This window comes from Mesorhizobium sp. M3A.F.Ca.ET.080.04.2.1 (genome assembly GCF_003952525.1).
Lineage (GTDB): Bacteria > Pseudomonadota > Alphaproteobacteria > Rhizobiales > Rhizobiaceae > Mesorhizobium.
Genome location: NZ_CP034451.1, coordinates 2,562,785 through 2,575,575, shown reverse-complemented (window position 1 = coordinate 2,575,575; position 12,791 = coordinate 2,562,785). Strand labels below are relative to the sequence as shown.

The 12,791-nt window shown below is 65.1% G+C and carries 11 protein-coding genes and 1 pseudogene; 8 read left to right on the top strand and 4 right to left on the bottom strand.

The genetic code is table 11. From position 1 onward, the window contains the following. Nucleotides 1-68 precede the first annotated feature (68 nt). Both EJ074_RS12355 and EJ074_RS12350 read left to right on the top strand, forming a co-directional pair. A complete protein-coding gene (locus EJ074_RS12355) occupies nucleotides 69-1,403 on the top strand; it encodes a dicarboxylate/amino acid:cation symporter (RefSeq protein WP_095807800.1) in 1,335 nt (444 codons plus the stop codon). 182 nt (nucleotides 1,404-1,585) lie between these two features. Beyond that, a complete protein-coding gene (locus EJ074_RS12350; RefSeq protein WP_095807801.1) occupies nucleotides 1,586-2,167 on the top strand; it encodes a histidine phosphatase family protein in 582 nt (193 codons plus the stop codon). A 15-nt stretch (nucleotides 2,168-2,182) separates the two neighbouring features. Here EJ074_RS12350 and EJ074_RS12345 read toward each other — a convergent pair whose 3' ends face one another. The 3 genes and pseudogenes from EJ074_RS12345 to EJ074_RS30585 form a co-directional block, all read right to left on the bottom strand. Continuing rightward, complete coding sequence (locus tag EJ074_RS12345) at nucleotides 2,183-2,947, bottom strand: pseudouridine synthase (RefSeq protein ID WP_095807802.1); 765 nt, start codon at nucleotides 2,945-2,947, stop codon at nucleotides 2,183-2,185. A 71-nt stretch (nucleotides 2,948-3,018) separates the two neighbouring features. Beyond that, nucleotides 3,019-3,759: a TonB-dependent receptor gene (locus EJ074_RS30590; protein ID WP_129553483.1), complete on the bottom strand. Its 741-nt coding sequence runs from the start codon at nucleotides 3,757-3,759 to the stop codon at nucleotides 3,019-3,021. 52 nt (nucleotides 3,760-3,811) lie between these two features. Continuing rightward, nucleotides 3,812-5,122: pseudogene (locus EJ074_RS30585) on the bottom strand (TonB-dependent receptor); the annotation flags it as partial. 265 nt (nucleotides 5,123-5,387) lie between these two features. Here EJ074_RS30585 and EJ074_RS12330 point away from each other — a divergent pair. From EJ074_RS12330 to EJ074_RS12320, 3 genes are read left to right on the top strand one after another with little or no spacing between them, the layout of a single operon-like run. After that, complete coding sequence (locus EJ074_RS12330; RefSeq protein ID WP_245420435.1) at nucleotides 5,388-6,287, top strand: ABC transporter substrate-binding protein; 900 nt, start codon at nucleotides 5,388-5,390, stop codon at nucleotides 6,285-6,287. Then, nucleotides 6,280-8,322, top strand: a complete 2,043-nt coding sequence (gene fhuB, locus EJ074_RS12325) for a Fe(3+)-hydroxamate ABC transporter permease FhuB (RefSeq protein WP_129553481.1) — start codon at nucleotides 6,280-6,282, stop codon at nucleotides 8,320-8,322. The genes EJ074_RS12330 and fhuB overlap by 8 nt, the downstream gene beginning before the upstream one ends. A gap of 25 nt (nucleotides 8,323-8,347) precedes the next feature. Continuing rightward, complete coding sequence (locus EJ074_RS12320) at nucleotides 8,348-9,238, top strand: alpha/beta hydrolase-fold protein (protein ID WP_095807805.1); 891 nt, start codon at nucleotides 8,348-8,350, stop codon at nucleotides 9,236-9,238. 15 nt (nucleotides 9,239-9,253) lie between these two features. Here the strand turns inward: EJ074_RS12320 and EJ074_RS12315 are convergent, their stop codons facing one another. After that, nucleotides 9,254-9,745, bottom strand: a complete 492-nt coding sequence (locus EJ074_RS12315; RefSeq protein WP_245420436.1) for a hypothetical protein — start codon at nucleotides 9,743-9,745, stop codon at nucleotides 9,254-9,256. 276 nt (nucleotides 9,746-10,021) lie between these two features. Here EJ074_RS12315 and EJ074_RS12310 point away from each other — a divergent pair, with 276 nt between their 5' ends. From EJ074_RS12310 to EJ074_RS12295, 3 genes are all read left to right on the top strand, one after another. Next, nucleotides 10,022-10,825, top strand: coding sequence for a CoA transferase (locus EJ074_RS12310; RefSeq protein WP_245420438.1), 804 nt, complete (start codon nucleotides 10,022-10,024; stop codon nucleotides 10,823-10,825). Continuing rightward, entirely contained in the window at nucleotides 10,822-11,580 is a 759-nt protein-coding gene (locus EJ074_RS12305) for a CoA transferase (protein ID WP_207210069.1), read from the top strand. The genes EJ074_RS12310 and EJ074_RS12305 overlap by 4 nt, the downstream gene beginning before the upstream one ends. 455 nt (nucleotides 11,581-12,035) lie before the next feature. Beyond that, nucleotides 12,036-12,782 (top strand): SDR family oxidoreductase, encoded by a 747-nt coding sequence (locus EJ074_RS12295; protein ID WP_095807882.1) that lies wholly within the window; start codon nucleotides 12,036-12,038, stop codon nucleotides 12,780-12,782. Nucleotides 12,783-12,791: the final 9 nt, after the last annotated feature.

Here is a 12,791-nt window from a genome sequence, read left to right as displayed (position 1 = left end):
CGCGAGGCTGTGGAGGTCAACTGCCCCGGGAGGTCGAGCTTCTCGATCGGGGCCGAACGGAGGACATCATGCAGACAGCAATTGCTGCCGCGGAACCACGCGGCAAGGTTCCCTTTTACCGGCATCTCTATGTGCAGGTCCTGACGGCGATCGCCGCCGGCATCCTGCTCGGCCATTTCTATCCCGAACTGGGCGCTTCGCTGAAGCCGCTTGGCGACGCCTTCATCAAGCTGGTCAAGATGGTGATCGCGCCGGTGATCTTTCTGACCGTCGCGACCGGCATCGCCGGCGTCTCCGACCTGCACAAGGTGGGCCGCGTCGCGGGCAAGGCCATGATCTATTTCCTCGTCTTCTCGACGCTGGCGCTGGTCGTCGGCCTTGTCGTGTCCAACGTCGTCCAGCCGGGCGCCGGCATGCATATCAATCCGGCCACGCTCGACGCCACGAAGGTGACGACCTTCACCGAGAAAGCGCATGATACGACCATCGTCGGCTTCCTGATGAACATCATCCCCAATACCATCACCGGCGCTTTCGCTGACGGCGATATCCTGCAGGTGCTGTTCTTCTCGGTGCTGTTCGGCGTGGCGCTGGCGCTCGTCCGCGAGCGCGGCCGCCCCGTGGTCGACTTCCTGCAGGCGCTGACGTCGCCGATCTTCCGCCTCGTCGCCATCCTGATGAAAGCCGCTCCCATCGGCGCCTTCGGCGCCATGGCCTTCACCGTCGGCAAGTACGGCATCGGCGCGATCGCCAACCTCGCCTTCCTCATCGGCACTTTTTACCTGACGTCGCTGCTCTTCGTCCTGGTCGTGCTGGGCGCGGTGGCATGGTATAACGGCTTCTCGATCCTGGCGCTGATCCGCTACATCAAGGAAGAGCTGCTGCTGGTGCTGGGCACCTCGTCGTCCGAGGCTGCCCTTCCGGGCCTGATGGCCAAGATGGAGCGCGCCGGCTGCAACCGCTCGGTGGTTGGACTGGTCGTCCCGACCGGCTATTCCTTCAACCTCGATGGTACCAACATCTACATGACGCTGGCCGCTCTGTTCATCGCCCAGGCCACCGACACGCCGCTCACCTTCGGCGACCAGATCCTGCTTCTGCTCGTCGCCATGCTGAGCTCGAAGGGTGCCGCCGGCATCACCGGCGCCGGCTTCATCACGCTCGCAGCCACGCTCTCGGTCGTGCCTTCGGTGCCGGTGGCTGGCATGGCGCTGATCCTCGGCGTCGACCGCTTCATGTCGGAATGCCGCGCGCTCACCAACTTCGTCGGCAACGCGGTGGCCACCATCGTCGTGGCGCGCTGGGAAGGCGAGCTCGATCAGACGCAGTTCGCCGCCGCCATGGCCGGCCAGTTGCCGGAAGAGGCCGATCTGGCGCTGTCGGGCGGTCTCCAGCCAGCCTGAGCGACCAAAGCAATTCCAGGACAAGTGTCCGACGGTTTTCCGTCCGGAATTGCGTAGACAAACAGAGGCAATCCTCCCAAGCCTGGACAGGCCGCTGCGTTCGCCGCGGCCTGTTCTTTTTGCCGCACGCCGCATAGGGTGGCGCGGCCGGACCTTCCGGCGCGACCCGAGAGGCCAGCGACATGAGCAACGCCTACCCCGAAGTCTACCTGGCCCGCCACGGCGAGACGGAGTGGAGCGCAACGGGAATGCACACCGGCCGCACCGATATTCCGCTGACAGCAAAGGGCGAGGCGGCCGCGCGCGGACTGGCGGAGCGCCTGCACGGGCTGTCGTTCAAGGCCGTCTGGTCGAGCCCGTCGCAGCGCGCCTTCGATACCTGCCGGCTCGCCGGGTTCGGCGCTGATGCGGTTAAGAAGCCCGACCTGCAGGAATGGGACTATGGCGCCTATGAAGGCGTGACGACGAAGGAGATCCACGCCGGGCGTCCCGGCTGGAACGTATTTCGCGATGGCTGTCCCGGCGGCGAGCGGGCCCCCGATGTCGGCGCCAGAGCCGACACCATCATCGACGAACTCCGTGCCGTCGCCGGCAATGTGCTGATCTTTTCAAGCGCTCATTTCCTGCGCGTGCTGGCGGCGCGCTGGATCGGTCTGCCGCCGGAAGGCGGCGCGAATTTCGTGCTCGACACGGCCAGCGTCAGCCTGCTCGGCTACGAGCACGACCTGTCCGAGCCGGTCATCCGCAAGTGGAACCAGAGATAGCCGCGGGCTTCCCTGTCACCGAGCAAGCTTCGCCAGCTCTTCGGCGGTCAGGTGCCGCGCCTTGCCCTTGGCGAGATCTCCGAGTGTGAGCCCGCCGATCGCCACCCGCACCAGCCTCAGCACCTCGACGTCGAATGCGCCGAGCAGCCGGCGGATCTGGCGGTTGCGCCCTTCGTCGAGCACGATTTCCAGCCAGGCGGTGCGTCCGCCGCTTCGCAGCAGCGCGATCGAGCTCGCCGTGAGCAATTCGCCATCGGCGACGGCTCCCTGGCGCATCCGTTCGAGCATCGGCTCGTCGGGCACGGAAGCGATCTGCACGTGATAGGTCTTGGCGACATGCGAGACGGGATCGAGCAGGCCGTTCGCCCAGCGCGTGTCGTTGGTCATCAGGAGCAGGCCCTCGCTTGCCTTGTCGAGGCGGCCCACCGGTGACACGAAGGGCAGGCCCGGATCGGCCAGGCAATCATAGACGGTGCCGCGGCCTTCCGGGTCGTCGCGGGTAGTGACCTGCCCGCGCGGCTTGTTGAGCATCAGGTAGACCTTGCGCTCGGCAACGACACGCTCGCCGTCGATGGTGATGCGGTCGCGGTCGGGATCGACGCGCTGCAATGGATCGCGCGCCACGTTGCCGGCGACCCGCACGCGCCCTTCAGCAATCAGCAGCTCCGCCTGCTTGCGCGAGCACAGCCCGAGCTTCGACAGCGCGCGATTGAGGCTCACCTTTCCGGCGGCGGATCGCGGCTTTGCAGATGGTGTTCGTCGTGTGGGCTTGTGCGTCATTGGCCGCTGATGCCACGCACAGCGACGCATACGCAACCTCGCCAGCCCCAATCAGGCTGCGGACACGGCGCCTAGAACTTCATGCTGAGGCTGCCCTTGACCGTGCGGCCTTCGCCGTAAATGCAGCCGGCGCCGGGATAACAGGTCGAGTAATAGGTCTTGTCGAGCAGGTTGGAGACGTTGAGCGCGGCCTGCCAGCCGTTTTTCTTGTAGCGCAGCGCGGCGTCGACAAGCGTGTAGCCGGGCACGTCGATCGTGTTGGCGTTGTCGCCGAAGCTCGCGCCGATGTAGCGCACCCCCGCGCCGAAGCTCAGGCCTTCGAGCCTGCCGGCGCCGATCTCGTAATTGGCCCATATAGAAGCCTGGTGCTCGGGCACCAGCGATGGCCGGTTGCCGATGACCTCAGGCGCGTCGCTGATAATTTCGGCGTCGAGATAGGTATAGGCCGCCGTCATGCTGAGCCCCGACACCAGATCGGCATTGGCCTCGATCTCCAGGCCGCGATGGCGCACCTCGCCGGTCTGCACCTGGAAAGGACCGCCGGCATAAGTCACGACGTTGGTCTTGCGCAGGTCGAACAGCGAGGCGGTGATGAAGCCAGGGAAGAAGCTCGGCTCGTATTTCACGCCGACTTCGTACTGCTTGCCCAGCGACGGCCGGAATGCCTCGCCCGACTTCGTCTGGCCGACATTGGTGGTGAAGGATTCGGCATAGCTCGCATAGGGCGTCAGGCCGTTGTCGAAGAGATAGCCGATGCCGACATTGCTGGTGAAGGCATGGTCTTTCTGCCTGCTGTCGCCGGCGCTGTTCAAATGGTCGACATAGGAATTGTCGACCCAGGACTGGCGGACCGCCCAGCGTCAGCAGCCAGTGGTCGGCGACCTTGGCCTGGTTCTGCGCATAGAGGCCGGCCTGGCCGATCGTCTGCGCCCGGTCGAGATAGATCGGCGGATTGCTGATCGACGTCGTGTAGTCGGGATTGAGGATATCGAGGTCGGGACCTGCGCCATAGCCGTTTTGCCCATCGACCGAGAAGCGGTTGTAGTCGAGGCCGACGAGCAGCTTGTTTTCGACCTCGCCGAAGCTTTGCTGATATTCGGCTTGGTTGTCGACGCTGAAAATGGACGCCGTTTCGTCGACCGTGAAAGCCGTGCGCGCCATGGTGCGGTCGTCGACCATGCCGCTGTAGTAGAGCTGCCGGTAGTCGGTGTCCTCATGCGAGTAGCGCAGGTTCTGCCTGACCGTCCAGTTCTCATTGAACTCATGGCTGAACTGATAACCGATCGAGCCGTGGTTGGCGTCGAAGCGGTCGAAGTCGGGCGAGCCGGTGAAGAAGCTGCGCGGCAGCTTGCCGTGTTCGGCCGGATAGTCCTGGCCAGCCACTGGCAGGAATGCGTTAGGCGCCAACCTGTCCCACTGGTAGTTGGCGAGGATTGTGAGCGAGGTCTGCGCGTCGGGCTGCCATGTCAGCGCCGGCGCGACGAAGACGCGGTCGTTGCGCGAATAGTCCGTCTCGGTCGAGCCGTTGCGCACGAGGCCGGTCAGACGATAGGACCAGACGCCGGCATCGTCGATCGGCCCGCCGACATCGAGCCCGGCCTCGACCGTGTCGAAGCTGCCATAGCTGAGGAAGCCGTCATAGATCGGCTTGTCCGTCGGCCGCTTCGAGACGGCATTGACCATGCCGCCGGCCTCGTTCTCGCCATAGAGGACCGAGGCGGGGCCCTTCAGCACCTCGACGCGCTCCAGCCCGTAGGGCTCGATCTTGAAGCCGGAGAAGTCGATCACCTTCTGCGGCAGCCCGTCACGATAGATCACCGCCGTGCAGATATCGAAGCCGCGGATCAGGCACTGGTCGAAGCGGTTGTCGACGCCCCATGGCGAGGACGTCACGCCGGCAAGATAGGACAGCGTGTCCTCGAGCTGCGCCGGCTGACGGTCGTCCAATTGCTTGCGGGTAACGACTGAGACGGACTGCGGGATTTCCTTGAGCGGCGTGTCTGTCTTGGAGCCCGTGGTGGTGTTCTTGGCGATGTAGCCCTCATCCGGGCCGATCGGACTGTCGGTCTGTCCCTCGATGTTGATCGGGCTGAGCTCGGCGGCGTTATCCTGGGCAGCGGCGGGAAAGCTGCCGAGAGCCGATAGGCAGGTTGCCGCCAACACAAATCCCACCATCCGGTTGCGCCCGACCGCAACCGAATCCATGTCCATTCTCATCTCGATACCCCCTCATGGCAGCGGTGACCCTCCATCCTTTGAAGGTCACCAAAATCTTGACTGAAATAGTCAGCTTCAATGTTGACTCTGGGAGTCATGTTTCATAGTCAACCACCATCGTCGCACGACTGTTGCATTGCTGCGCAAAATGGGGAGCCGGGGATCGTGTTGAACAATCATGGCCTTATGCCCGGTTCGACGGCGCGGCTGGCTGGCGGCCGGCATGGCGGCTGACCTGCCTCAGCGCGGCTCCCGGATGTCGAGGCGCCGCGCCTTCGGCCTCTTCACTTTGCCGTTTGCGGCCATCGGTACCTCGTCCGCGCGCACGGCATCGCTGCGCATTGCCTGTCTTGACGACGGGCTGGCCGAGACCTTGCTCATGCTCGGCGTCAGGCCGATCGCCATCGCCGACCGTGAGGTCTGGGAAAAATGGGTTGTCGAGCCGGCACTGCCGCCGGAGGTCGCCGATATCGGCACGCTGCTCGAACCCAATCTCGAATTCCTCGCGCAGCTCAAGCCCGACGTCATCCTCGCCATCCCCTATCTCGACGGCATAAAGCCGCTGCTCGAGCGCGTAGCGCCGGTGAAGACGATCGGCATCTATACCGAGGGTGGGCAACCCTATCGCAATGCCGTCGACGCTACACGGAAACTCGCCAGCCTCGTCGGCAAGGTGGAGGAAGGCGAGGCGCTGATCGCCGCGACCGAGGCCTATTTCGCGAAGGTCAAGCTGCAGCTGGCGCCGCTCTCGGCCCGGCCACTCTATGTCGTCAGCTTCATGGATCCGCGCAACGTGCGCGTCTACGGCCAAAAGAGCCTGTTCCAGGAGGTCTTCGACCGCATCGGCATCCGCAACGCCTGGACCGGCGAGACCAATTACTGGGGTTTTGCGACCGTCGGCATCGATGGCCTGGCGACGGACGACGACGCGCGCCTCGCCTATCTCGAGCCTTTGCCTGAGGGGGCCGGCGGCACGCTGACAACGAGCCCGGTCTGGGACGCGATGCCCTTCGTGCGCAACCGCTCGATCATGCGCCTGCCCCCGGTGCTCATGTTCGGTGCGCTGCCCTCCGCTGCCCGCTTCGCGCGGGTGCTTGCCGAAGCGATGGCCGCCCATGGCTGAAGGCTCGATCGTTGCGGCGAGGGGCCGCAAAGGCTCAGCCGGCGTGGCCTGGTCGCGTCCGAGCCGCTGGCCGCTTGGCGCTCTTCTGCTCTGCGCGGCACTGGCCGCATTGGGCCTCGGCGCAACGCTTGCCAATCTCGCCGCCCTCCTGCCGCCGGCAAGCTGGCTGGACGCGGCGGCCGCGCCCGATATCGATGACATGCGGCAGGTGCTTGTCCACTTCGCTTTCCTGCCGAGGCTCGCCGTCAGCCTGCTCAGCGGCGCGGCGCTCGGCTTGGCAGGCGCCGTGCTGCAGCAGGTGCTGCGCAACCCTCTGGCCTCGCCCGAAACGGTGGGCGTCTCGGCAGGCTCCCATCTGGCGCTGGCGCTGGCGACGCTCGCCGCGCCGTCGCTGCTTGCTTTCGGCCGCGAATGGGTGGCGCTCGCCGGCGCCTTCGCGGCTCTTGCGGCCGTGCTTGCGCTCTCCTGGCATAAGGGCCTGTCGCCGCTTTCCGTCGTGCTCGCCGGTCTTGTCGTCAGCCTCTATGCGGGAGCGATCGGCGCGGCGCTGGTCGTCCTCAAGCACGACTGGCTGGCCGGGCTTTTCATCTGGGGCGCCGGCTCGCTCGGCCAGCAGGATTGGACCACGACGCTTTGGCTGTTGCCGCGTCTTGGCATTGCTGCGCTGACGATCGGCCTCATGGTGCGGCCGCTGACCTTGCTCGGCCTGGAGGACGACGGCGCGCGCAGCCTTGGCGTGCCGCTTGGCATCTACCGTTTTGCCGGGCTTGGCGCCGCTGTCGCGCTTATCGCCTTCACGGTCGCCGCCGTCGGCGTGATCGGCTTCGTCGGTCTCGCGGCCGCGGCGCTCGCACGCATTGGCGGCGGGCGGCGACTAAGCCATAGGCTGGTCATGGCGCCGCTACTGGGCGCGACACTGCTGTGGGCTGCCGATCAGGCGGTGCAACTTGCGACCGGACCGCAGGGCGACCTCTTGCCGACCGGCGCAATCACCGCTTTGCTCGGCGCGCCGCTCCTGCTTTGGCTGCTGCCGCGGCTGAGCCTCGGCAGAGAACTTCCAGCGCTTGCAGCAGAATGTCTGCCGAGACTGCAGCGCCCAGGCGTTGTGCTGGCGGCGATTGGCTTTGCCCTGCTCGTGCTCCTGGCTCTGGCCTTGCTTTGCGGACCCGGGCCGCACGGCTGGAGTTTCGCCTTCGGCGATCAGCTTGATGCACTGTTGTCATGGCGATGGCCGCGCGTGCTTGCAGCACTTTCCGCAGGCGCCATGCTGGCATTGGCGGGCCTGATGATGCAGCGGCTGACCGGCAATCCGATGGCGAGCCCCGAAGTGCTGGGCATCAGCGCCGGGGCGGCGCTTGGCATGGTGGTGGCGCTGTTCGTGTTCGACGCTCCGGGTCGTGCCCTGCAAACCGGTGCCGCGACCATCGGCGCCTTCGCCGCCTTGCTCGCTGTCCTTGCCATCGGGCGCCGTGCCGCATTTGCACCGGAGCGGCTGCTGCTTGCCGGCGTGGCGCTGACGGGCCTGTTCGACGCGCTCGTCCTGGTGCTCACCGCCAGCGGCGACCCGCGCGCCATGCTGCTGCTCAACTGGATGACCGGTTCGACCTACGGCGTCGATGCCGGTTCGGCAATCCTGACTGCCTCCATTGCGCTGTCCCTGCTGCTGACGGCACCTTTGTTCATGCGCTGGCTCGACATGCTGCCGCTCGGCCCGACGGTCGTCCAGGCGCTCGGACTTGATCTCTCTAGGACCAGGCTGCTGGTCCTGGTTATGGTCGCAGCGCTCACCGCCGCATCCACTTTGATCGTGGGCCCGCTGACCTTCATCGGCCTGATGGCGCCGCACCTGGCCCGGCGCCTCGACCTTGCCCGCGCCTTGCCGCAGGCTGCCGGCGCCGTGCTTGCCGGGGCGCTGATCATGGTCTGCGCCGACTGGATTTCCCGCACCGCCATCTTCCCGCGCCAGATACCGGCGGGCCTCGTCGCCACGCTGATCGGCGGCCCGGTGCTGATGGGACTGCTGCGCCGCCGCTGATCTTTCATCCCCAGTGGAGATAAACATGCACGCATCGCTGATGCAGACGCCGGCATTGATCGCCGACACCAGCGTTCACGATCTCGTCCCGGTGAGCGGCGGCGAGCCGTGGCGGATCTTTCTGCATGTCCCGCCGGACCCTGCGCCCGCAGCCGGCTGGCCAGTTCTATACCTGACCGACGGCAACGCGGTCATCGCAACCGCGGTCGATGCGATGCGCGCGCAAGCGAGCTACCCGTCGGGCACCAATGTCGGCGAGGGCGTCATCGTCGCCATCGGCTATCCGGTCGCCGGTGCCTATGATCCGCTGCGGCGCTCCTGGGATCTTGGGCCGCCGCCCGGGCAGACCTATCCGCCCTTCCACGACGCAGGCCCGGATGTACGCACCGGCGGGGCGGAAAAATTCCTGTCCTTCATCGAGAATGACCTGAAGCCTTTCGTGGCGAACCGCGCCAGCATCGACACCAGCCGCCAGGCGCTCTACGGCCATTCCTTCGGTGGCCTGTTCGCCCTCTATGCCTTGTTCACGCGTCCACGCGCCTTCCGCACCTGGATTGCCGCCAGTCCGGCAATCTATTGGGAAGACCGCGTCATCGACCGCTACCTCGAAGCCTTCGAGGCTGATTTGCCGGAAGACATGCGGGCGGAAGTCATCCTGGCCGCCGGCGAATACGAGTCCGAAAAGCTGGCGCCATTCCAGATCGGGGCTGCGGACGAGCAGAAGCGCCTGGAGCACAAGAAGGTGACGCGCACCGACGAATTCGCCCGCCTGATGGCCGAGCGCCTCGATGCCGTTGCTGGTATCCGCGCCAGTTTCGAACTGCATGCCGGTGAGAACCACATGTCGATCCTGCCGGTCACGGTGAACCGCGCGATCCAGGCGGCGTTTCGCGTGCGCCAGCTTGCTGGCGTGTGAGACCAGGGCAGCAGGTCACGGCGCCGGCGGGGCGCTCAACCGTCGGTAGGAAACGCCGTCGAAGCTTGCCGAGACAAAATCCTTCACCGACATCTTTCGCTTGCGTCCGTCGCTGCAGGCATAGACCGGCCAGCCGTCATCGCTGCATTCGCTGGCAACACAGATGCGGGCCACGCAGTTGCCGACAGTCAGCCGGAACCCGCCCTTGCCGACGAAACCTTGCAACAGGCTGCCGTCCGCCGCGCGCCATGTCCGCGCGCGGAATTCCGTCCGCAAAAGCCGGGGCTCGAGCGGCGCAGCGAGGCTGGCGTCGCCGCCAAGTCCCGCGAACAGAAGGCGATACCGCGCCATGCCTGTTGCGTAGGCGGTGACGAGATCCGACTCCTGCGAATAGGTCGTCGCGAGATCGCCGTGGTCGAGCAAATGAGAAGTCCGCTCTGCTGCCTCTGTCGGCCCTGTCAGCGCAACGAAGCCCCCGATCAGAACAACAATGGCAGAGAGTGCCATGCAAGTTCGCGACATTTTGATTTCCAGCAGCCATTCATATCCGGCCTGCCAGCGCCCCCGGCTGCCTTTTCACACCATCCCGCCAATCGGCTTCTGGCGCAAGATGAGCCGCTGCCGGGGAACGACAAACAGCACATCCGGGAATCGAGTCCCCAAGCACATTTCTGACCGAGCGCAGGCTCAATCGGACCGTGAGCGCTTGACCAAATCCCGAAAGTCGAGATTTGTTCGGTCAGTGTCTGCCACGGTCTGAGCATGATTTCGAACATACGGCACATGGCTGAAGCGATCGCGCCCGGATCGCGTGTCGCGTTGCCGGCGGAATACGCCGGCGTATCGATGGCCATGACAAGGGCCATGATCGCCTGCGGCCATGGAGACCTGCATCTCGTCTGCGTCCCGACGGGCGGACTGCAGGTCGACATGCTGATTGGCGCGGGCTTGGTGACCTGCGTCGAGACGAGCGCCTTGTCGCTTGGCGAGGCCGGCGGCGCGCCGCGCTTCAACGAAGCCGTAAAGCGAGGGGCGCTTGCCGTCCGTGATGCGACCTGCCCGGCGGTGCATGCCGGGCTGATGGCGGCGCAGAAGGGCGTTCCTTTCATGCCCATTCGCGGGCTTATCGGCTCGGATGTGCTGGCCAACAGACCGGACTGGAAGGTGATCGACAACCCGATGGCACCCGACCCCGATCCGATCGTCCTCATCCCTGCGATCCATGTCGATTTCGCGGTCTTCCATGCGCCGCTGGCAGATCGCTCAGGCAATGTCTGGATCGGGCGTCGGCGGGAACTTGCTGCCATGGCCTACGCCGCCGGCAACGTGCTGGTGACCGTCGAGCGCATCGCCGACCACGATCTGCTCGACAAAGAAACGCTTGCTGCCGGGGTGCTCCCCTCGCTTTATGTTCGCGATATCGCGGTGGCGCCGCGCGGGGCCTGGCCGTATGGCCTGTGGGGAGAATATGCCACCGACACCGCCGAACTGCGGCGCTATGCGCAGGCCGCGCGCAGTCAAAGCGGCTTCGATGAGTATCTCTCCGGCTTTGTCGGCGAGGGCAAGCATTCGCAGGTCACCCGATGATCCCGCCTGTCGCTCCCCGTGAACTCCTGATAGCGACGATCGCCAGGCTGCTCGACGGCGTTCGACACGTCGCGGTCGGAGCCTCTTCGCCAATCCCCGCGGCGGGCGCCATGCTGCTGCGCGCCATGAAGGAGATGGCCGGCGCGGAGCCTGTCCGGATTTCCATCCTCGGCTCGGTCAAGCACAACTTTTTCACCAACGGCGCAGCGGAACTGTTCGACTGCGCCGGGCAGGGCCGGATCGACGCCTTCTTTCTCGGCGGCGGCCAGATAGACGGCCACGGCAACATCAATCTGGTCGGCGCCGGGCCATACCCGCAGTCGCAAGTGCGCTGGCCCGGATCCTTCGGCTCCGCTTACCTCTATTATGTCGTCCCGCGCGTCATTCTTTTCCGCGAGGAGCACACGCGGCGAGTCTTCGTGGACCGCGTCGATTTTGTGAGTGCGCCAGGTGTCAGCGACGCCGGGGTCTACCGCACCGGGGGGCCTTATGCCTTGCTCACCGGGCGAGCCCTGTTCTCCTTCGACAAGGCGCGACGAGGTTTTCGTCTCGAATCCGTGCATCCCGGCCACAGCCTGCCGGAAATCCTGGAGGAGACCGGGTTCGGCTTCGAGCACGAGGCCCATCCTGGGTCAACGGCATTGCCGTCCGCGGCAATCCTGGATGTCCTGCGGGGGCGGGTGCTCGACGAACTGCATGAGACGTATCCGGAATTCGCGAAGCAGTTGCGTGACGAGATCGCCGCTGCCGTCTGAACGACCGAGGAGCCGTCGGGCTTCGAACTGTCCACGACGGCCTCGGAACTTCGGATGCCAACGGCGCCAAGGCGCGTCGCCCGGATCCGTTTCCGTGCGAGGCGCCTTAGGCCGGCTCGTATTGCGAGTGGATGGATGCGCCGCAAAGCGCGGCCGACGTCTTGCCTCAGCGGCGAGCAATCATGCGCATCACCGCCAGGAATAGATCGGATTTCGAATGTGTTCCGACTTTTCCATAGGCGCGCTTCCGGTGCGTCTTGACGGTTTCCTGGCAGATCCCGAGCCTGTCGGCGATCTCGCGGTATGATCGCTAACTTGCCCCAAGTCTCGTTTTGCGCAATTTCGGTGGGAAGCCTTACGCTTTTGCTTGAGTTGCTCTAACACCAGTGAGCATGAGGGCAGAGCCGCCTTTGACAATCGACCTCTATCTGCAGAGCAAGGACCGACGAGACGCTATGACTTACGATCTCAGCCTTTCCGGAAAAAAGGCGCTGATTACAGCCGCTGGCCAAGGCATCGGCCGTGCCAGTGCCGAAGCCTTCGCCAAGGCCGGTGCGCAGGTCTTCGCCACGGACATCAACGATGCCAAGCTGGCCGAGCTTGACGCCATCGATGGCATCACCGCGCTGAAGCTGGATGTCACGAATGCCGACAATATCGCCGAGGTTCTGGCAAAAACCGGCCCGCTCGACGTGCTCTTCAACTGCGCGGGCTTCGTTCATGCCGGCAATATCCTCGAGAGCACCGAGAAGGAGTGGGACTTTGCCTTCGATCTCAACGTCAAGGCGATGTACCGGCTGACCAAGGCGGTCCTGCCCGCGATGCTCGAAAAAGGCCGCGGTTCGATCATCAACATGTCCTCGGTGGCGTCCAGCCTCAAGGGCGTGCCGAACCGCTTTGTCTATTGCAGCTCCAAGGCCGCTGTGATCGGCATGACCAAGGCCATCGCCGCCGATTATGTGACCAAGGGAATCCGCTGCAACGCGATCTGTCCCGGCACCGTGGACAGCCCCTCCCTGCATGAGCGGCTGCGCGCTACCGGCGACTACGAACAGGCGCTGAAGAACTTCATCGCCCGCCAGCCCATGGGGCGGATCGGCCAAGCGGACGAAATTGCAATGCTTGCGCTCTACCTGGCCTCGGACGCCAGCGGGTTCATCACTGGCCAGGCTCACATCATCGATGGCGGCTGGGCGCTCTAACGCACAAGG

Excerpts from the sequence above, each read along its gene's own strand:
- EJ074_RS12320 (WP_095807805.1), top strand. The coding sequence starts at position 8,348 with ATGCACGCATCGCTGATGCAGACGCCGGCATTGATCGCCGACACCAGC.
- EJ074_RS12295 (WP_095807882.1), top strand. The coding sequence starts at position 12,036 with ATGACTTACGATCTCAGCCTTTCCGGAAAAAAGGCGCTGATTACAGCC.
- EJ074_RS12310 (WP_245420438.1), top strand. The coding sequence starts at position 10,022 with ATGGCTGAAGCGATCGCGCCCGGATCGCGTGTCGCGTTGCCGGCGGAA.
- EJ074_RS12350 (WP_095807801.1), top strand. The coding sequence starts at position 1,586 with ATGAGCAACGCCTACCCCGAAGTCTACCTGGCCCGCCACGGCGAGACG.
- EJ074_RS12315 (WP_245420436.1), bottom strand. The coding sequence starts at position 9,745 with ATGGCACTCTCTGCCATTGTTGTTCTGATCGGGGGCTTCGTTGCGCTG.
- EJ074_RS12355 (WP_095807800.1), top strand. The coding sequence starts at position 69 with ATGCAGACAGCAATTGCTGCCGCGGAACCACGCGGCAAGGTTCCCTTT.
- EJ074_RS12345 (WP_095807802.1), bottom strand. The coding sequence starts at position 2,947 with ATGACGCACAAGCCCACACGACGAACACCATCTGCAAAGCCGCGATCC.
- EJ074_RS12305 (WP_207210069.1), top strand. The coding sequence starts at position 10,822 with ATGATCCCGCCTGTCGCTCCCCGTGAACTCCTGATAGCGACGATCGCC.
- fhuB (WP_129553481.1), top strand. The coding sequence starts at position 6,280 with ATGGCTGAAGGCTCGATCGTTGCGGCGAGGGGCCGCAAAGGCTCAGCC.
- EJ074_RS12330 (WP_245420435.1), top strand. The coding sequence starts at position 5,388 with ATGGCGGCTGACCTGCCTCAGCGCGGCTCCCGGATGTCGAGGCGCCGC.